Origin of the sequence: Streptomyces justiciae (assembly GCF_015163075.1) — a bacterium.
Lineage (GTDB): Bacteria > Actinomycetota > Actinomycetes > Streptomycetales > Streptomycetaceae > Streptomyces > Streptomyces justiciae.
In genome coordinates this window covers 74,043-92,331 of the sequence record NZ_JADDXU010000010.1, presented here as the reverse complement: position 1 = coordinate 92,331, position 18,289 = coordinate 74,043, and the positions used below count along the sequence as shown (strand labels likewise).

General features: G+C 72.2%; 19 protein-coding genes. 16 read left to right on the top strand and 3 right to left on the bottom strand.

Going from position 1 to position 18,289, the window contains the following annotated elements; translation table 11 throughout:
• The first annotated feature begins 75 nt into the window (after positions 1–75).
• Positions 76–861: an SGNH/GDSL hydrolase family protein gene (locus IQ210_RS26710; RefSeq protein ID WP_194081886.1), complete on the top strand. Its 786-nt coding sequence runs from the start codon at positions 76–78 to the stop codon at positions 859–861.
• Positions 862–976: 115 nt separating this feature from the next.
• Positions 977–1,735, top strand: coding sequence for an SIMPL domain-containing protein (locus tag IQ210_RS26705; RefSeq protein WP_194081674.1), 759 nt, complete (start codon positions 977–979; stop codon positions 1,733–1,735).
• A gap of 29 nt (positions 1,736–1,764) precedes the next feature.
• Here IQ210_RS26705 and IQ210_RS26700 read toward each other — a convergent pair whose 3' ends face one another.
• The gene (locus IQ210_RS26700; RefSeq protein WP_194081670.1) at positions 1,765–2,385 is read right to left on the bottom strand and encodes a TetR family transcriptional regulator C-terminal domain-containing protein; all 621 of its coding nucleotides are present in this window, start codon (positions 2,383–2,385) and stop codon (positions 1,765–1,767) included.
• Positions 2,386–2,434: 49 nt separating this feature from the next.
• On the bottom strand, positions 2,435–3,613 hold the full coding sequence (locus IQ210_RS26695; RefSeq protein ID WP_194081669.1) for a Glu/Leu/Phe/Val dehydrogenase dimerization domain-containing protein: 1,179 nt from the start codon (positions 3,611–3,613) through the stop codon (positions 2,435–2,437).
• 163 nt (positions 3,614–3,776) lie between these two features.
• Between IQ210_RS26695 and IQ210_RS26690 the strand changes: the two genes are divergently transcribed.
• The 8 genes from IQ210_RS26690 to IQ210_RS26655 all read left to right on the top strand — a co-directional run bounded on the left by IQ210_RS26690 (position 3,777) and on the right by IQ210_RS26655 (position 12,648).
• Entirely contained in the window at positions 3,777–4,616 is an 840-nt protein-coding gene (locus IQ210_RS26690) for an MOSC domain-containing protein (RefSeq protein ID WP_194081668.1), read from the top strand.
• 71 nt (positions 4,617–4,687) lie between these two features.
• Positions 4,688–5,941 (top strand): MBL fold metallo-hydrolase, encoded by a 1,254-nt coding sequence (locus IQ210_RS26685; RefSeq protein ID WP_194081667.1) that lies wholly within the window; start codon positions 4,688–4,690, stop codon positions 5,939–5,941.
• 265 nt (positions 5,942–6,206) lie between these two features.
• Entirely contained in the window at positions 6,207–7,463 is a 1,257-nt protein-coding gene (locus IQ210_RS26680; RefSeq protein ID WP_194081666.1) for an MFS transporter, read from the top strand.
• A 752-nt stretch (positions 7,464–8,215) separates the two neighbouring features.
• The gene (locus IQ210_RS26675) at positions 8,216–10,507 is read left to right on the top strand and encodes a sensor histidine kinase (RefSeq protein WP_194081665.1); all 2,292 of its coding nucleotides are present in this window, start codon (positions 8,216–8,218) and stop codon (positions 10,505–10,507) included.
• A gap of 92 nt (positions 10,508–10,599) precedes the next feature.
• Positions 10,600–11,043, top strand: coding sequence for a roadblock/LC7 domain-containing protein (locus IQ210_RS26670; protein ID WP_059194969.1), 444 nt, complete (start codon positions 10,600–10,602; stop codon positions 11,041–11,043).
• Positions 11,044–11,045: 2 nt separating this feature from the next.
• A complete protein-coding gene (locus tag IQ210_RS26665) occupies positions 11,046–11,417 on the top strand; it encodes a DUF742 domain-containing protein (protein ID WP_059194968.1) in 372 nt (123 codons plus the stop codon).
• Positions 11,395–11,994 (top strand): GTP-binding protein, encoded by a 600-nt coding sequence (locus tag IQ210_RS26660; protein ID WP_194081664.1) that lies wholly within the window; start codon positions 11,395–11,397, stop codon positions 11,992–11,994. The genes IQ210_RS26665 and IQ210_RS26660 overlap by 23 nt, the downstream gene beginning before the upstream one ends.
• 75 nt (positions 11,995–12,069) lie before the next feature.
• Positions 12,070–12,648 (top strand): GAF domain-containing protein, encoded by a 579-nt coding sequence (locus tag IQ210_RS26655; RefSeq protein WP_194081663.1) that lies wholly within the window; start codon positions 12,070–12,072, stop codon positions 12,646–12,648.
• A gap of 40 nt (positions 12,649–12,688) precedes the next feature.
• Here IQ210_RS26655 and IQ210_RS26650 read toward each other — a convergent pair whose 3' ends face one another.
• Positions 12,689–13,297, bottom strand: coding sequence for a GPP34 family phosphoprotein (locus tag IQ210_RS26650; RefSeq protein ID WP_194081662.1), 609 nt, complete (start codon positions 13,295–13,297; stop codon positions 12,689–12,691).
• Between the two features lie 232 nt (positions 13,298–13,529).
• Here IQ210_RS26650 and tdh point away from each other — a divergent pair, with 232 nt between their 5' ends.
• From tdh to IQ210_RS26620, 6 genes are read left to right on the top strand one after another with little or no spacing between them, the layout of a single operon-like run.
• The gene (gene tdh / locus IQ210_RS26645) at positions 13,530–14,558 is read left to right on the top strand and encodes an L-threonine 3-dehydrogenase (protein ID WP_194081885.1); all 1,029 of its coding nucleotides are present in this window, start codon (positions 13,530–13,532) and stop codon (positions 14,556–14,558) included.
• 19 nt (positions 14,559–14,577) lie between these two features.
• Positions 14,578–15,795: a glycine C-acetyltransferase gene (locus IQ210_RS26640; protein WP_194081661.1), complete on the top strand. Its 1,218-nt coding sequence runs from the start codon at positions 14,578–14,580 to the stop codon at positions 15,793–15,795.
• 37 nt (positions 15,796–15,832) lie between these two features.
• Complete coding sequence (locus tag IQ210_RS26635; protein WP_097271168.1) at positions 15,833–16,741, top strand: LysR family transcriptional regulator; 909 nt, start codon at positions 15,833–15,835, stop codon at positions 16,739–16,741.
• A gap of 35 nt (positions 16,742–16,776) precedes the next feature.
• Complete coding sequence (locus IQ210_RS26630) at positions 16,777–17,361, top strand: helix-turn-helix domain-containing protein (RefSeq protein ID WP_194081660.1); 585 nt, start codon at positions 16,777–16,779, stop codon at positions 17,359–17,361.
• Positions 17,358–17,891 carry a GNAT family N-acetyltransferase gene (locus IQ210_RS26625; RefSeq protein ID WP_194081659.1) on the top strand — a complete coding sequence of 178 codons (534 nt, stop codon included), beginning with the start codon at positions 17,358–17,360 and terminating at the stop codon, positions 17,889–17,891. Before IQ210_RS26630 ends, IQ210_RS26625 begins: the two co-directional genes overlap by 4 nt.
• A 30-nt stretch (positions 17,892–17,921) precedes the next feature.
• Positions 17,922–18,281, top strand: coding sequence for an MmcQ/YjbR family DNA-binding protein (locus tag IQ210_RS26620; RefSeq protein WP_194081658.1), 360 nt, complete (start codon positions 17,922–17,924; stop codon positions 18,279–18,281).
• Positions 18,282–18,289 lie beyond the last annotated feature (8 nt).

The following is an 18,289-nucleotide window of genomic DNA, read 5'->3' as shown; positions in this document are numbered from 1 at the left end:
ACGGTCGCGTAGGTCACATTCGAAGGGGAATCATGGGCCGATGTGGCAGACGATTCGAAGAGTGACAGCAGAGCAGTGATCGGGTCGTACGTTGCGGTGGGGGACAGCTTCACCGAGGGCGTGGGCGATCCCGGCCCCGACGGGGCCTTCGTCGGCTGGGCCGACCGGTTCGCGGTGCTTCTCGCGGACCGGCGGCCCGAGGGCGACTTCCGGTACACCAACCTCGCCGTGCGCGGGAAGCTCCTCGACCAGATCGTCGAGGACCAGCTCCCGAAGGCCCTGGAACTCGCCCCCGACCTGGTCTCCTTCTGCGCGGGCGGCAACGACATCATCCGACCCGGCACCGACCCCGACGAGGTCGCCGAGCGCTTCGAGCGGGCGATCGAACGGCTCACCTCCGTCGCCGGCACCGTCATGGTGACGACCGGCTTCGACACCCGCGGCGTGCCGGTGCTCAAGCATCTGCGCGGCAAGATCGCGACGTACAACGGGCATGTGCGAGCCATCGCCGACCGGTACGGCTGTCCCGTGCTCGACCTGTGGTCGCTGAAGACCGTGCAGGACCGCCGGGCCTGGGACGGCGACCGGCTCCACCTCTCTCCCGAGGGGCACACGCGCGTGGCGCTCCGCGCGGGCCAGGTGCTCGGTCTGGAGGTCCCCGCGGACCCCGACCAGCCGTGGCCCCCGCTGCCGCCCCGCGGCACGCTCGACGTGCGGCGCGACGACGTCCATTGGGCGCGGGAGTACCTGGTGCCGTGGATCGGGCGGCGGCTGCGGGGCGAGTCCTCGGGCGACCATGTGACGGCCAAGGGTGCGCTGTCGCCGGACGACATCAAGATGCGGATCGGCAAGGTGGCCTGAGCGGGCGCGTGATCCACCAGTGAGGTGACCGCGCGGGAGTGGTGTGCGGTCCGGTTCGTGACGCGGTGTTGGGATGACCGCACTGTCATCCCCACCTCGGAAGGACCGGACGCGCATGCCCGTTCCCCGTACGCCGGTCGCGGCGTTCGCCGTGACCCTCCTCGCCCTGGGCCTGCCCACCGTCGTGGCCCCGGCGGCCCTCGCGGCCGGCACCGGCGGCCACGCTCCCGCGATCGCCGTCGCCGCGGCACCCGCCACCGTCACCGTGACCGGCGAGGGCAGTGCGGTCGGCGAGCCCGACATCGCACTGGTCGGCGCCGGGGTCGAGGCCGTCGCCAAGACGACGCAGGCCGCTCTGAAGGCGCAGAACACGGCGTCCGCCGCGCTGTTGAAGGCGGTACGCGCCCAAGGCGTCGCCGACCGGGACATCCGTACCGAGAACGTCTCCCTCAGCCCCGTCTACGACTACACGGACGGCGAGTCCACGCTGAAGGGCTACCAGGCCGCCCAGTCCTTCTCGATCAAGGTCCGCGAGCCGGCCGCCACCGGCGCGCTCCTCCAGGCCATCACCGACGCCACCGGCGACGCGGGCCGCATCAACTCCGTCGTCTTCGACCTCGAGGACCGCCGCCCGCTCCAGGCCCGCGCCCGCAAGGCCGCGCACGACGACGCCCGCGGCAAAGCCGCCCAGTACGCCCGCCTCAGCGGCCTCCACCTAGGCCGCCTCGTCTCCCTGAACGAGGGCGGCACCGGCTACTTCGCCCCGTCCCCGCCGGTCTCCGCGGACGCGTCGGCCGGGTTCAGCGGAGTACCGCTGGCGCCCGGGGAGATCAAGTCGACGGCGACGGTCACGGCGGTGTACGAACTGACCTGAGCCATGTGCTCTGGGGTGGGCCGCCGCCTTCAGCGCTCCTGGGCGCTCAACGTGTCGGCCCCCAGCCCCAGTTCCCGGGCCAGTGCCTCGTCCGCCCACTCCTGGGCCCGCGCCCGGGACACGGCACCCGGGTACGACGTCAGCTGGACGGCGAGTCCGTCGAGCAGGGCGGTCAGCCGCAGGGCCGACGCGGCCGGGTCCGGGCACCGGAACTCGCCCGCGGCCACGCCCTCCGCGATGACCTCGGCGATCGCCGCCTTCCACTGCTTGTCGAGCTCGCGGGTGACCTCCTGGAGGGCGGGCTCGCGCAAGGCGGCCGCCCAGCCCTCGATCCACAGCCGCCAGCCCTTGGCCTGCCCCGTGGGCGCGTACCAGCGCACGGCCGACCGCAGCCGTCGTAGCGCCGTCGTGCGGCGGCCGAGCAGCTTGCGCAGCTGGACGAGGTCGTCCTCGGCGGCGTAGGCGAACGCGGCGGCGACCAGCTTCTCCTTGGTCGAGAAGTGGTACAGCACCAGCGCGTTGCTCACCCCGAGCGACGAGGCCACGTCGGCGATCCTGACCGCCGCCACGCCCCGCTCCTCGATCTGCCCGATGGCGGCCCGCAGCAACTCCTCGCGCCGCTCGGCCACACTCAACCGCACTCTCGCCACGCGCTCACCCTATTCCGTGCCGGTGGGCCGGGAGACGCGACCTCCGGCGCTACCGGTACCACCCGAACCGCTCGGCGATCACCGGAAGCCGGTCCGCGGCGATCGCGTGTGCGGCGGCCCGCGGGGACGTCCCGTCGGTTTCCGCGCGGGCCAGCATCTGGTCGACCAGGGCGCGCATGGAACGGCGGGTGTGGGTGAACGCCTCGTCCGCGTCGGCGCCGATGTCGCCGAACAGGGTCCACCACCACCAGGCGTTCGTACCGGAGTTCACGACCACGTCCGGCAGTACCGTGACGGCCCGCGCGGCCAGCAGCGCCTCCGCCGCGGGCAGGACGGGCATGTTGGCCGCCTCGACGATCCAACGGGCGGTGATCCGCTCCTGGTTGGCGGCGTCGATCGCGTACGACACGGCGGCCGGCACCAGCACCTCCGCATCGGCGGACAGCCAGGCATCGCCCGGCAGTTCGCGGTCGCCGGGCCGGAGCACGGCACGGTCGACGGTGCCGAAGGCGTCCCGCGCGGCGAGCAGCGCCTCGACGTCCAGCCCCTCGGGGTTGGCGATCGTGCCCTTGACGTCCGCGACGGCGACGATCGTCAGGCCCGCGCGCGCGAGGAACCTCGCCGTGGCCCCGCCCATCGTGCCGAGCCCCTGCACGGCGACCCGCGTCCCGGCGTACGGCACCCCGGCCCGGTCCAGGGCCGTGAGCACCGACTCGGCGACCCCGCAGCCGCCGACCAGCTCGTCGAGCCCGATGCCGTCCACCTCGACCGCGAACGCGTCCGCGAGCCGCTTCCGGGCCGCCTTCTCGTCGTCCAGCAGCGGATAGACGGCCTGGATCGACGAGACGAGCCCCGCCTCGGCCGCCGCCCGGTCCACCATGTCCTGAGTCAGGCCGAGGTCCTCACCCGTGGTCCAGAAGCTCTCGACGTACGGTCGCATCGCGCGCAGGAAGCGCACGAGCAGGGCGTACGCCGCCGGGTCCCGGGGATCGCAGTCGATGCCGCCCTTGGCGCCGCCCAACGGGACGTAACGGCCCTGGGGGTTGTAGTGCAGCGCCTCCTTCATGGTCATGCCGCGGGCGAGTCCGGTGACCTCCTCCAGGGTGCAGCCCTCGCGCATCCGCAGCCCACCGCTGGAGACACCGCGCACCAGCCGGTCGACGACCAGGAAGCCCTGGCGGCCGGTGACGTGGTCGGTCCAGGTGAGCGACAGCAGGGGGGTGGTCATGGGGGCTCCTGGGACTATTACTGAATAGCGAGTCAGTATCTTCTTGACATGCCCCGTGCGCTGTCAATCCGGGGGAAACGCGATTGACAGCGCACCGGGCGCCGTCGATAGGTTCCTCTTCGGGTTCCTTTTGGGAACGTACTGATCGCCGGAGGGGGCGGGCATGGCCACGGTCGTCGAGTTGACGTACTACCCGGTGAAGGGATGCGCCGGGATCTCGGCGAGCGAGGCGGTGGTGACGCCGGCCGGGCTCGCCCACGACCGCTCCTTCATGGTCGTCAGCGAGGAGGGGGTGTTCCGGACGCAGCGGCGTGACCCCACGCTCGCGCTGATCCAGCCCGGCGTCGACAGCGCCGGCGAGCGGCTCACGCTCCGGGCGCCGGACCACGGGGAGGTGGCCGTCGACGTCGACATCACCGGCGTACGGCGACCGGTCGAGCTGTTCGGGAAGCCGTACCGGGGCATCGACCAGGGCGACACCGTCGCGCGGTGGCTCACCGAGGTGCTCGGCGTCCCGAGCAGGCTCGTGCGGGTGCCGCCGGAGCACGACCGGGTGACCGACGGCAGGACACCGGGAACCGCCGGCTGGGCGGACAGCGGCGCCCTGCACGTCCTGTCCCGGTCCAGCCTCGACCTGCTCAACGGGAAGCTCGCCGAACGCGGCGCGGAACCCCTGGCCATGAACCGCTTCCGCCCCAACATCGTGATCGGCGGCTGGGACGTACCCCACACCGAGGACCGCGCCCACCGCATGCGGATCGGCGACACCGAACTGGCCTACGCGAAGCTCGCCATCCGCTGTGCCGTCACCCTGGTGGACCAGGAACGCGGCGCCAAGGCCGGCCCCGAACCCATCCGCACCCTGGCCGCCTACCGGCGCGGAGCCGTCGGCACGGTGTTCGGCGCGAAGTTCTCCGTGCTGCGGCAGGGGAAGGTGGCGGTCGGCGACGAGGTGGACGTCACGGCGTGGGGCGAGGCCGAGACCCCGTTCACGCAGCCGTGACCAGGGTGATCCTGGTTTGTCGGAGAGGCCGACCATAATGGAAGACCTCACCGACTCCACCTGGAGGTACCGTGTCCGTTTTCGGTTCCCTGAGCTCCGGGCTCCACAGCCTGCAGCCCGATGCCTTCGGTGTGGACCCGAGCGGTGAGCGCCTCGCCCGCATCCGCAGATCGCCCCACTTCAAGGACGGGGTCTTCCAGAACCCCGGCGGCGAGGCCCGCATCCGGCCCTCCGGATCGACCCTGGAGTTCGCGAAGGTCTTCTTCGACAAGGACGAGCGCCCGCGCCGCTCTCCCAAGGGCACGATTCCGGTGCATCCCACCACCCTCGCCGACATCGCCAAGCCGCCCGTCACCGGGCTGCGGCTGACCTGGATGGGCCACTCCAGCGTGCTCGCCGAGATCGACGGGCACCGGGTGCTCTTCGACCCGGTCTGGGGCGAGCGCTGCTCCCCGTTCCCGTTCGCAGGCCCCAAGCGGCTCCACCCGGTGCCGCTGCCGCTGGCCGCGCTCGGACCGGTCGACGTGGTCGTCATCTCCCACGACCACTACGACCACCTGGACATGCCCACCATCAAGGCGCTGGCCGACACGGACACCCTGTTCGCCGTGCCGCTCGGCGTGGGCGCCCACCTCGAACACTGGGGCGTCTCCGCCGACCGGCTGCGCGAGCTGGACTGGCACGAGGCGACCAAGGTCGGCGGCCTCACCCTCACCGCCACTCCGGCCCGCCACTTCTGCGGCCGCGGCCTGCGCAACACCCAGCACACGCTCTGGGCGTCCTGGGTCGTCGAGGGGGAGGCCCACCGGGTCTACCACAGCGGCGACACCGGCTACTTCGACGGCTTCAAGGAGATCGGCGCCGAGCACGGCCCGTTCGACGCGACGATGATCCAGATCGGCGCGTACAGCGACTTCTGGCCGGACATCCACATGACGCCGGAGGAGGGCATGCGCGCCCACCTCGACCTCCAGGGCGGCCCGTCGGCCGGCCTCATGCTGCCGATCCACTGGGCCACCTTCAATCTGGCCACGCACGCGTGGGCGGAGCCGGGGGAGGGCACGATCGCGGCGGCCCGCGCGCAGGGCACGCGCATCGCCCTGCCGCGTCCGGGTGAGCCGTTCGAGCCGACGGGCGAGGGTGTGCCGGTGGAGCCGTGGTGGCGTACGGCCGCGGCGGCGCCCTCCGGTGGATGGCCTGCGGCTGAGCTGGTCACGGAGGTCGCGATCAAGACGACGTCCGAGGGGGCGGCGCGGGCCCAGGAGGACGCGGCGGGCTCGGAGGGTGAGGGGAGCGGGGAGCCGGAGACGGTGCCGGCGGGCTGACGAGGCGCGCTCTCCGATGCGGGGCTGGGGAGGCACGCTCTCCGCTGCCGGGCCAGGTTGGCGAGGCGCGCTCGCCGCTGTCGCGCCGGGCTGACGAGGCGCGCTCCGCTGCTCGATCGGGCTGATGGGACGTGCCCCGGCGTGCGTCGCCGTTCGGTGGGTCATGGGGTGCCTGTTCTACCTGTCCATCGGGCCGGCGAGGCGTCCCGCCCGGCCGGCCGGCTGACGGGAGAGGCCTCGCTGTCCGTACGAAGGGGGAGGTCGCGTGGGGCGAGGGGAGGCCCAGGCAGTCGGCCGGGATCAGGCGGCGGCACCGGAGTCCTTGTGGCGCAACAGGGACTTCCTGCTGCTGTGGACCGGCCAGGTGCTCTCGACGCTGGGCACCCGGATGTCCTCGGTCGCCGTGCCGCTCCTCGTCCTGTCGATGACCGGATCGGCGAGCAAGGCGGGTGTCGCGGGCTTCGTCTCGACCCTTCCGTATCTGCTGTTCTATCTGCCCGCCGGGGCGCTGCTGGACCGTCTGGACCGCAGACGGGTCATGTGGTGGTGCGAGGCCGTCCGTGTCGTGGCGTTGGGCAGCATCCCCGTCGCGCTCTACCTGGACCGGCTGACCTTCGGCCTCTTGCTGGTCGCCGGGTTCGTGGGCGGTACGTGTTTCGTCTTCTTCAGCGTGGCCGAGAAGTCGGTGCTGCCCTCACTCGTCACCTCGGAACAACTCACGCCGGCGCTGGCCCAGCAGGAGGCGAAGTCCCGGGCCGCGGGACTGGCGGGCCCACCCCTGGGCGGCTTCCTCTACGGCGTCTCGCACGCCCTCCCTTTCCTGGCGGACGCCGTGTCCTACGTCATCTCTCTGGTCACGCTGTCCTTCATTCGGGCCGACCTGCGGGTCGAGCGGAAGGAACCGGCCAGACCTCTGTGGCGGGAGGTGGGCGCCGGCGTGCGATGGCTGCTGCGCGAACCCTTCATCCGTGTCACGGTCGTCTGCGTGGCCCTGACCAACGTCATGTTCCAGGCGCTCACACTGATCCTCATCGTGCTGGCTCGTGATCTGGGCGCGTCCTCCGGCATCACGGGCGCCGTGCTCGGCTTCTTCGGCTGCGGAGGTCTGGCGGGGGCCTTCGCCGCACCCTGGATCCAGCGTCGGCTGTCGCCCCGGACGGTGGCGATCGGGGCGACATGGCTGTGGGTGGCCCTGCTGATCCCGATCGCCGCGATGCCGACGCCGCTGACACTGGGGCCGTTGGTGGCTGCGATGGCGTTCGTGGGTCCGGTGTGGAACGTGGTGGTCGTCGGCTACCAGTACAAAGTCATCCCCGACGACATGCTTGCCCGCGTCAAGAGCATTGTCCTCCTGGTGAGTTGGGGCGCGATCCCCTTCGGCTCCCTCCTCGCCGGTGCGCTGCTGGACGCCACCAGCCCTCGCGGCTCAGTCCTCGCTCTGTCCGGGCCCACCCTCCTGGTCGCGGTGATCGCCACGGCGAGCCCGGGAATCCGCAAAGCGGCAGTGCTGACCGGACGTTGAACCGAGGCCCGGGGCTGAGGCACCCTCAGGTCGCTACGGAGAGTGAAGCGCATGGGGGTGCTCGTCCGTGCCTGGAGGTGTTGCCGAGCGGCATTTCCGTGGCCGGAGGTCGCCGCCGGGCGTTGTGAGCCGCCGATCCGGGCGCTCCGTTTCTGACCGCCTCTGACCAGCGTTGATCGATCCCTGAAGTGAACTGCACGGCCCGTCAGCGGGCTTATCGGGCTGTCGTACGAAGCCTCATACCAGAGCGGGACGCTCTCCGTACGAGTTTGTCAACTGCCCACCGCACATGATGCGTTGCCGACTACTGTGAGTGGCCGTCGGGCGACGCAGGGCCGAAATCCCGGCGCTCTCGACCGACACCGTGTCGTGAGGACCAGACCGGAGGAGGGAGTCGACGCGATGGGGATCCCCCCAGCTCGACCGCGACCGGGAGCCGGGGGAAGCCGGTGACCGACGACCGCGTCGGAGTGCGTGCCACTCGTGGCGAGCGCACCCGGGAACCGGCGGGAACACGCACCGGGCCCCGGGAGCCCGGCCGTGGGCCCGCGAACCAGCCCGGCCGCGGGGCCGCGAATCCGCCCGGCCGCGGGGCCCCGACCCCGCCCGGCCGCGGGGCCGCGAATCCGCCCGGCCGCGGGGCCCCGACCCCGCCCGGCCGCGGGGCCGCGAGCCAGCCCGGCCGTGGACAGGCGAGCCCGTCCGGCGAGCAGGCCCGACGGGCCAGTACCCGGACCAGTACGAGGACACCGATGTCTCAGCTCCGCGCACCGGCGGCACGCCCAGACCGCCGTGAAGGCGGTCGGCACGGCAGGCCGGCCGCCCGGCCCGCGACCACGCTGCCCGAGACCCACATACGGCCCCAGCTGCTGCGGCTCGCCGTGCTGCCGCCCATCGCGGTCGCCCTCGCCGCCTCCGCGGCCGTCCTCTTCACCGTCCGCTCCACCGGCGCCCGGCCCGGACTCACCTTCTGGGGCGTCCTCGCCGGCGCGGTCTCCGTGGCACTCGCCGGCATCCTCATCGCCGCCGTCGCCGCCGACCGCGCCGCCAAGTCGGTCAACGACCGCATCGGCGCCCTGCGCCGCAGCACCGCACGCGGCGAGGCCGATCTGCGGGCCCTCGTCGAGGCGTTGCGGCGCGGCGACGGGCCGCCCCAGCGCACACCGCGCGGCGGCCCGCCGGACGGCGCCGACGACTTCGACCTGCTCGCCGCCGACCTGGCCCGCGCCCACGACGGCGCCGTCACCGCCGTCGTCCAGGCCGCCCAACTGTCCAGCCAGGCGGGCAGCGAGCAGAAGCTGGAGGTCTTCCTCAACCTCGCCCGGCGCCTGCAGTCGCTGGTGCACCGGGAGATCTCGATCCTCGACGAGCTGGAGAACGAGATCGAGGACCCCGACCTCCTCAAGGGCCTCTTCCACGTCGACCACCTCGCCACCCGCATCCGCCGCCACGCCGAGAACCTCGCCGTGCTCGGCGGCGCCGTCTCGCGCCGGCAGTGGAGCCACCCCGTCTCCATGACCGAGGTGCTGCGCTCGGCCATCGCCGAGGTCGAGCAGTACTCCCGCGTCAAACTCGTGCCGCCCATCGACGGCACCCTGCGCGGGCACGCCGTCGCCGACGTCATCCACCTGCTCGCCGAACTCGTCGAGAACGCCACGGTGTTCTCCGCCCCGCACACCCAAGTGCTGCTGCGCGCCAACCTCGTCACCTCCGGGCTCGCCGTCGAGGTCGAGGACCGCGGCCTCGGCATGCCCGTCGCCGAGCAGAACAAGATGAACGCCCTGCTCACCGACCCCGACCAGGTCAACGTGGGGAGCCTGCTGGCGGACGGCCGCATCGGACTGTTCGTGGTCTCGCAGCTCGCCCGGCGGCACGGCATCAACGTCCGGCTCCAGACCAACATCTACGGCGGCGTCCAGGCCGTACTCGTCGTACCGCAGGGGCTGTTGGGCGCGGAGCCGGGTGCGCCCGGGGTCGTACCCGGGGCCTCGGACGGAACGGGAGTCGCCGGGCCCGGTGGCGGGGGAGCGGGCGTGGGTCCGGCGCAGGGCGGGGCGCCGCGATCGGCTCGCGGTACGGCGGGAGACGTACGGCCGACCATTCCGGTACCGGGCGCGCCGGGCAGCTCAGTGCCGCCGCCGCAGTATCCGCCGGAGGGGGCCGGGCCGGGGGCTCTCGGAGACACCGAGCCGCAGCGGGTCGTTCCCGGCGCCGGTCCCGTCGTACGGTCCGCTCGGCAGCCGGAGGCTCCGCGCAGCTCGGGAGCGGCGGCGAACGGGGGTGAGCCCGCCGTACCGCTGCCCGTGCGCGGCAGTCAGCAGGAGCGGCCCAACCCGGCGGAGGCCGTACCGGGCATCCGGCCCGACGACCGGCGGATCGTCGAGCAGAGCGCCGCCATGCCGCCCACCCCGCGCACCGGCACCGTCCGCGGCACCATGGGCAAGCCCCAACTGCCCCGGCGCCGCGCCCAGGAGCACATCGCGCCCCAGCTCCGCGACGGCCCGGCGGCGCCCCGGCCGGACGCCGAGTACCTCGCCGGGCACGACCCGGGGCTCATGGCGGCCTTCCAACGCGGCATCGGTCTCGCCGAGGCACAGCAGCACATGGAGGCGGAGACCACCGGGGTCACGGACCTCAGCGCGTATGCGATGGGGGCAACACACATGGGCACGGCCCACATGGAGCCTTCCCACATGGAGCCGTCCCACATGGACGCGCCGCACACGGACGCATCACACACAGACACGCCGCACCGCACGGGCGCCCTGCACATGAACACGGACTCGATCACCGCCGCCGATCGAAGCCGTACGGGCCTGACGGACATGGGTCTGACGGACATGGGTCTGACGGACATGGGTCTGACGGACATGGGCCTGACGGACATGGGCCTGACGGACATGGGCCTGACGGACACGGGTCCCTCCTCCACGGGCCCGAGTCACCTGGCCCCCGGTCACACCAGCCCCGACCACACCAGCCCGGCCCACGCCCGCCCCGACCACACCCCCACCCGGCACGACGGGAGCGCATCAGCCGGATGACCACCCCTGCCACCGCCCACGCCCGCACCTCCACCCCCACGCCCACCCCCAGCGCTCCCGCAGACCTTCGTACCTCAAGGAGTCGATCCACCATGGCGAGCGAAGCGCCGACCGGCCATGTATCCGATCTCGACTGGCTGATGAGCGGCCTCGTGCAGCGCGTACCGCACACCACCAGCGCGGTCCTGCTGTCCTGCGACGGGCTCGTGAAGTCGGTCCACGGGCTCGACACCGACAGCGCCGACCACATGGCCGCCCTGGCCTCCGGCCTGTACTCGCTCGGCCGCAGTGCCGGCGTCCGCTTCGGGGACGGCGGAGACGTCCGTCAGGTGGTCGTGGAGCTCGACTCCACCCTGCTGTTCGTGACCACCGCGGGCTCCGGTACCTGTCTCGCCGTGCTCGCCGGGCGTGAGGCCGACGCGGCCGTCCTCGGCTACGAGATGGCCATGCTGGTCAAGAGTGTCCGCCCCTACCTGGTGACCGCGCCCCGGCAGCACGCCGTCGAGTCCCCGGCGTCCCCGGTGATGAGGCCTTGAGCGTGGCGGCGGCCGGCGACGGGCCCTGGCTCGACGACGCGGCCGGACGCCTGGTGCGCCCTTTCACGGTCAGCAACGGCCGTACCAGGCCGACCGTCGCGCTCGACCTCCTGTCGCAGGTGATGGCCACCGGCGCCACCCCTCTCGGCTACCTCGGCCCCGAGCACACGCAGGCGCTCGACCTGTGCCGCGCGCCGGTCTCGGTCGCCGAGGTCGCCGCACATCTGAAGCTGCCGGCCGCGGTCACCAAGGTGCTGCTGTCGGACCTCGTCGACTGCGGGGCGCTCACCACCAAACCCCCGGAGTTCCACCACAACCCCACTGACCGGGCCCTTCTGGAGGCAGTGCTCGATGGACTACGACGACAGCTCTGATCCCTTCCCCACCGCACTCAAGATCCTGGTGGCCGGAGGCTTCGGAGTAGGCAAGACGACCTTCGTGGGCGCGGTCAGTGAGATCGCCCCGCTCAGCACGGAGGAACTGCTCACCACGGTCAGCGCCGCGACCGACAACCTCGACGGCATCGAGAACAAGGTCGAGACGACCGTCGCCATGGACTTCGGCCGGATCACCCTCGACCCGGAACATGTGCTGTACCTGTTCGGCACGCCCGGGCAGGAGCGGTTCTGGTTCATGTGGGACGAGCTCTCGGAGGGCGCGCTCGGCGCGGTCATCCTCGCCGACACCCGGCGCCTGGAGGACTGCTTCGCGGCCGTCGACTTCTTCGAACAGCGCGGCCTCGGATTCATCGTCGCGATCAACGAGTTCGACGGCTCGTACCGCTACGACCCCGAGGAGGTCCGCGCCGCCATCGACCTCGCCCCGGAGATCCCCGTCGTCCGCTGCGACGCCCGGATCTCCAGCTCAGGAGTCCAGACCCTGCTCACCCTCGTACGCCACCTCATCGCCCACGCCCCGGCGCCCGCGCCGAGCCACGGCGCCCACATGTGATCGCCCCACACCCCTTGTCGCCCACAACTCCACGGAGCCGCATATGACCTTCGCCCACCGCGACGGAACCCGCCGATGAGCTACGACCCGGTGCGTCCCGCCGGTCGTCTGCTGCTCACCCCCGAGGACAAGGAGGCCCCCGCCCGGGCCCGCCGACTGCACGGGCTGGGCCTGGGGGAGCGCCCGGAGCCCGCGCTCGACGCGTTCGCCGACCGGCTCGCCGAGGTGACCGGGGCGCCGTACGCCATGGTCAACTTCATCGGCGAGTACGGGCAGTTCTTCGCCGGGCTGCACGTCCCCGCCGTCCGGCCGGTCCTCGTCGACGCGGACGAGACCAAGCCGGAGCTCGGCCGCCGGCTGGCGCGCGACCACGGCTTCTGCCCGCATGTGGTGGTGCGGCGCAAGGCGTTGGTCCTGGAGGACGTCAGCGACTATCCGCGGTTCGCCGGCAATCCCGTCGTCGACGAGTTCGGCATCCGCTCCTATCTGGGCGCACCCCTCATCGACCGGGGCGGCATGGTCCTCGGCACGGTGTGCGTCGCCGATGTGGAGCCCCGGCCCTGGGGGAAGGGCGGTCTGGAGACCATCAAGTCGGCGGCGGCGGAACTCGTCGCGCGCGTGGAACAGATGGAGGCGGACGGTCTGCCCCTGTGAACTTGTGCTGACTTCGTACGCCCTGACGCCCCGTCGCCCCTCACACCCCGCCCCGCCAGATGTTGTCGAACGCGGCGTTCTCGATCGCCCGCCGCTGCCGCACCGCCTCCAGCTCCATCACCGCGTCCCCGACGGCCGCCAGCACGGTCGTGACGGTGTCGTCGGCGAGGTCCGCCGGGTCACCGGCCGGTTCGTCCTGGACGCCGGCGGCGGCGACCAGGGCGGCGAACACCGGCTCGCCCGAGGCGCGGCGTTCCTCGGCGCGCCGCCGCTCCGGCGACTCCACCAGCTCGGCGTGTCCGGCCCGCCGCGCGATCCGCAGCCCCCGCGGGCGGGCCGTCAGCCCCTCCTTCTCCAGAACGGAGTCGTACGCCGAGGACAGCCCGCGGCCCCGGCGCCACAACCAGTCCTCCACCGACTCGTACGGCTCCTGTCGTACGGCGGTGGCGGCGGCCTCCGTCAGCAGGGGGTCGACCGGCGCCGACTGCGCGCCGGGCACGACACGGTCGCCGTCGAGCCCGAGCGCGCCCGCCTCGACGAGGTCGAGCAGCTCGGACGCCGCGAGCGCCAGGGACAGGTCGCCCTGTTCCACGGATCTGCCGGGGCTCGCCTCCAGGGCGACGATCGCGAGGTCACGGGCGGTGTTCATCGGCGGCTCCAGATCGTTCGCAGGCGTCCTCGCCCCTCCCAACGGGCAGGTGGGCGGCGGTGTTCCCCACCCAGGAGTGGCGTGAAGAAGATCTGCGGCGGCGCTTAAGAAAACCTCGATGGACCTGAGGGGGCGTCGTACGGCAGATTGCTACGCGATTCCACCCCTCTTCCCGGCTGCGGGCCTCTTCGGCGTGCTCGCGTACGGGAACGCACCCTCAGGAGCCGTAGCGGTGAAGGCGCTGGTCAAGGAGAAGGCGGAGCCCGGGCTGTGGCTCGCGGACGTGCCCGAGCCCGCCGTGGGACCCGGCGACGTACTGATCAAGGTGCTGCGCACCGGCATCTGCGGCACCGATCTGCACATCCGGTCCTGGGACGGCTGGGCGCAGCAGACGATCCGTACGCCGCTGGTGCTCGGGCACGAGTTCGTCGGCGAGGTCGTCGAGACCGGCCGTGACGTCGTCGACATCGCCGTGGGCGACCGGGTCAGCGGTGAGGGGCACCTCGTCTGCGGCAAGTGCCGCAACTGCCTCGCCGGCCGCCGCCACCTGTGCCGGGCCACGGTCGGGCTCGGTGTCGGACGGGACGGGGCCTTCGCGGAGTACGTCGCACTTCCCGCCTCGAACGTGTGGGTGCACCGCGTCCCCGTGGACCTCGACGTGGCCGCGATCTTCGACCCGTTCGGCAACGCCGTGCACACCGCGCTGTCGTTCCCGCTGGTCGGCGAGGACGTGCTGATCACCGGTGCCGGGCCGATCGGACTGATGGCGGCGGCCGTCGCCAAGCACGCGGGCGCGCGCAACGTCGTCATCACCGACGTCAGCGAGGAGCGCCTCGACCTCGCCCGCAAGATCGGCGTCAGCCTCGCCCTGAACGTCGCCGAGTCCTCCATCGCCGACGGCCAGCGCTCCCTCGGACTGCGCGAGGGCTTCGACATCGGCCTGGAGATGTCCGGCAACCCGACCGCGATGCGCGACATGATCGCCAACATGACCCACGGCGGCCGCATCGCCATGCTTGGCCTGCCCGCGCAGGAGTTCCCGGTCGACTGGGCCCGGATCGTCACCTCGATGATCACCATCAAGGGCATCTACGGCCGTGAGATGTTCGAGACCTGGTACGCGATGTCGGTCCTCCTGGAGGGCGGCCTCGACCTCGCCCCCGTGATCACCGGCCGCTACGGCTACCGCGACTACGAGGCGGCGTTCGCGGACGCCGCGAGCGGCCGCGGTGGCAAGGTCATCCTCGACTGGAACGCGTAACCCTTTAGGAGCCTCTCGCATGTTCGACTCTGTCCGTGACGACCTGCGCGCCACCCTCGACGAGATCCGCGCCGCCGGTCTGCACAAGCCCGAGCGCGTCATCGGCACCCCGCAGTCCGCGACCGTCGCCGTCACCGCGGGCGGCCGTCCCGGTGAGGTCCTCAACTTCTGCGCCAACAACTACCTCGGTCTCGCCGACCACCCCGAGGTCGTCGCCGCCGCCCACGAGGCGCTCGACCGCTGGGGCTACGGCATGGCGTCCGTGCGCTTCATCTGCGGTACCCAGGAGGTGCACAAGGAGCTGGAGGCCCGCCTCTCGGGCTTCCTCGGCCAGGAGGACACGATCCTCTACTCCTCCTGCTTCGACGCCAACGGCGGTGTCTTCGAGACCCTCCTCGGCCCCGAGGACGCGGTCATCTCCGACGCCCTCAACCACGCGTCGATCATCGACGGCATCCGCCTGTCCAAGGCCCTCCGCTTCCGCTACGCCAACCGCGACATGGCCGACCTGGAACGGCAGTTGAAGGACGCCTCCGACGCGCGCCGCCGCCTGATCGTCACCGACGGCGTGTTCTCCATGGACGGCTATGTGGCCCCGCTGCGCGAGATCTGCGACCTCGCCGAGCGCTACGACGCCATGGTGATGGTCGACGACTCCCATGCGGTCGGCTTCGTCGGCCCCGGCGGCCGCGGCACCCCCGAGCTGCACGGCGTCATGGACCGCGTCGACATCATCACCGGCACCCTCGGCAAGGCGCTCGGCGGCGCGTCCGGCGGCTATGTCGCCGCCCGCGCGGAGATCGTCGCCGTGCTGCGCCAGCGTTCGCGCCCGTACCTGTTCTCCAACACCCTCGCCCCGGTGATCGCCGCCGCCTCCCTGAAGGTCCTCGACCTGCTGGAGTCGGCGGACGACCTGAGGGTCCGGCTGAACGAGAACACGGCCCTGTTCCGGCGCCGTATGACGGACGAAGGCTTCGAGATCCTCCCCGGCGACCACGCCATCGCCCCCGTGATGATCGGTGACGCGGCCAAGGCGGGCCGCCTCGCGGAGCTGCTCCTGGAGCGCGGCGTGTACGTGATCGGTTTCTCCTACCCGGTGGTGCCGCAGGGCCAGGCCCGTATCCGCGTCCAGCTGTCCGCCGCGCACTCCACCGAGGACGTGAACCGCGCGGTGGACGCCTTCGTCGCGGCGCGGGCCGAGCTGGAAGCGGCGGCCTCCGCGGAGTCGGCGGGCTGAGCCGGAGCACACGGGGGCATTTGAGACAATCGATCCCATGATCGAAGCGCGGCGGCTGCACATCCTCCGGGCGGTGGCCGACCACCGTACGGTGACGGCGGCTGCCGCCGCGCTGTATCTCACGCCCTCGGCGGTGTCCCAGCAGCTCACGGCCCTGGAGCAGGAGACCGGGCACCGCCTGGTCGAGCGCGGCGCGAAGGGCGTACGGCTCACCGCGGCCGGCGAGATCCTGCTGAACCACACCAACGCCGTCCTCGCCCAGCTGGAGCGCGCGGAGGCCGAACTGGCCGCGTACGGCTCGGGCGAGGCCGGCACGGTCACCGTCGCCTCCTTCGCGACCGGCATCGCCCTGGTCGTCGCGCCCGCGGTGGCGAGGCTCGCCGTGACCTCCCCGGGCATCCGCATCCGCGTCCAGGACGCCGAGGGCGACGCCAGTCTGCCGATGGTCCTGGACCGGCAGGTCGACGTCGCGGTCGCCGTCGAGTACCGCGGGGCGCCCCCGGCCGACGACCCCCGGCTGACCCACGTCTCCCTGTACGCCGAGCCCTTCGACGCGGTCGTCCCGGTGAGCCACCGGCTGGCCGAGGCCGGCGAGGTGCCGCTGGCGGAGCTGGCCAAGGACCCCTGGATCGGCCCCTACCCGGGCAACCCCTGCCATGAGGTCGTCGTCCTGGCCTGCGAGAACGCGGGCTTCCAGCCCAGCCTCGAACACTCCTCGGACGACTTCCGCGCGGTCGTCGCCCTCGCCTCGGCCGGCGCGGGCGTGGCGCTCGTACCGCGCTCGGCACTGATCGGAATGGACCTCACGGGTGTCGTCGTACGACCGGTCGACGGCGTCGCACCCACCCGGCGGGTGTTCGCGGCGGTACGGCGGGGCGCGGAGGGGCATCCGCTGATCCGGCCGGTGATCGAGGCGCTGGCGGGGGCGGCTGAGAGCGGGACGTAACCTCACTGTTTCATATCTGGGATAGCGTCCCAGATATGAAACAAGTGGAAGTCGAGACCGCCCCGGACCCCGTCGACGCCCGACTGGGTGCTCGCCTGGCCGAACTGCGGGCCGAACGCGGCTGGTCCCTCGGGGAGTTGGCCGAGCGCACCGGCGTGAGCAAGTCGACCCTGTCCCGCGCCGAGCGCGCCGAGATCAGCCCCACCGCCTCCCTGTTGAACCGCCTGTGCGCGGTTCACGGACGGACCATGTCCCAGCTGCTCAGCGAGGTCGAGACCGAACCCCCGCTCCTCGTCCGGGCCGCCGAGCAACCCGTGTGGGAGGACCGGACCTCCGGTTTCGTACGGCGTTCCGTGTCACCGCCCCACACCGGGCTGCGCGGCGAACTCGTCGAGGGACGGCTCGCCCCGGGCGCCGACATCGCGTACGACAGGCCGCCCGTGCCCGGACTCGAACAGCACATCTGGGTGCTGGAAGGCGCGCTGGCCATGACCGCGCAGGACGTCGAGCACCACCTCGACTCGGGGGACTGTCTGCGGCTGCGGGTGTGGGGGCCGACGCGGTTCCGGTGCGCAGGGCCGGAGCCGGTGCGGTATGCGCTGGCGGTGGTGCTGCCGTGATCGTCACCCGACTCGACGCTGACCAAGTGCACTTGTACGTGGAGGAGTTGGCCGATCTGATGGCCGACACCGTCGACGGCGGCGCCTCCATCGGCTTCCTCGCGCCCCTTGACCGCGCGGCGGCTGTCGCCTGGTGGAAGGAGCGGGCGGCCGGAGTGGCGGCCGGGCAGCTCGCCGTCTGGATCGCCCGCGCCGACGACCGGACACTCGGCACCGTCAGCCTCGCCTTCCCCGACAAGCCCAACAGCCGCCACCGCGCCGAACTGGTCAAGCTGATGGTCCACCGGGACGCGCGAGGACGAGGGCTCGGGCGCAGGCTCCTGACGACCGCCGAACAGGCCGCCGCCGACGCCGGCATCACCCTGCTCCACCTCGACACCGAGACCGACAGCCCGGCGGAGCGCCTCTACACCTCGGCGGGATGGACCAGGGTCGGCGTGATCCCCGACTACGCGGCCGACCCCGGCGGGGTCCTCCGGGGCACCACCCTCTACTACAAGAACCTCGGGACAACCGCTCCCACCAGGTGATTGTCAGTGGCAGCCGCTACGGTGCGTGTCATGCCGGATGCCGAAGACGTACGCCGTATCGCCCTGTCCCTGCCGGACACCACGGAGAAGATCGCCTGGAGCATGCCCACGTTCCGGGTCGCGGGGAAGATGTTCGCCACGCTGCCCGAGGAGGAGACCTCCATCGCGGTCCGCTGCCCCAAGGAGGAGCGGGACGAACTGGTGCTCGCGGAGCCGGAGAAGTTCTGGATCGCCGACCACGAGGCGCAGTTCGCCTGGGTGCGGGCCCGCCTCGCCGCCCTGGAGGACGAGGACGAACTGCGGGACATCCTGGCCGACTCCTGGCGCCAGGCCGCCCCGCCCCGACTCCTCGACAGCTATCCGGAGTTGGGGCGTCCGGTCGGCGAGTGAAATTCCCC

Bases quoted from the DNA above. Each gene is read 5' to 3' on its own strand.
- IQ210_RS26705 (WP_194081674.1), top strand. From the start codon at position 977: ATGCCCGTTCCCCGTACGCCGGTCGCGGCGTTCGCCGTGACCCTCCTC.
- IQ210_RS26695 (WP_194081669.1), bottom strand. From the start codon at position 3,613: ATGACCACCCCCCTGCTGTCGCTCACCTGGACCGACCACGTCACCGGC.
- IQ210_RS26690 (WP_194081668.1), top strand. From the start codon at position 3,777: ATGGCCACGGTCGTCGAGTTGACGTACTACCCGGTGAAGGGATGCGCC.
- IQ210_RS26675 (WP_194081665.1), top strand. From the start codon at position 8,216: ATGTCTCAGCTCCGCGCACCGGCGGCACGCCCAGACCGCCGTGAAGGC.
- IQ210_RS26670 (WP_059194969.1), top strand. From the start codon at position 10,600: ATGGCGAGCGAAGCGCCGACCGGCCATGTATCCGATCTCGACTGGCTG.
- IQ210_RS26660 (WP_194081664.1), top strand. From the start codon at position 11,395: ATGGACTACGACGACAGCTCTGATCCCTTCCCCACCGCACTCAAGATC.
- IQ210_RS26655 (WP_194081663.1), top strand. From the start codon at position 12,070: ATGAGCTACGACCCGGTGCGTCCCGCCGGTCGTCTGCTGCTCACCCCC.
- IQ210_RS26650 (WP_194081662.1), bottom strand. From the start codon at position 13,297: ATGAACACCGCCCGTGACCTCGCGATCGTCGCCCTGGAGGCGAGCCCC.
- IQ210_RS26640 (WP_194081661.1), top strand. From the start codon at position 14,578: ATGTTCGACTCTGTCCGTGACGACCTGCGCGCCACCCTCGACGAGATC.
- IQ210_RS26635 (WP_097271168.1), top strand. From the start codon at position 15,833: ATGATCGAAGCGCGGCGGCTGCACATCCTCCGGGCGGTGGCCGACCAC.
- IQ210_RS26630 (WP_194081660.1), top strand. From the start codon at position 16,777: ATGAAACAAGTGGAAGTCGAGACCGCCCCGGACCCCGTCGACGCCCGA.
- IQ210_RS26620 (WP_194081658.1), top strand. From the start codon at position 17,922: ATGCCGGATGCCGAAGACGTACGCCGTATCGCCCTGTCCCTGCCGGAC.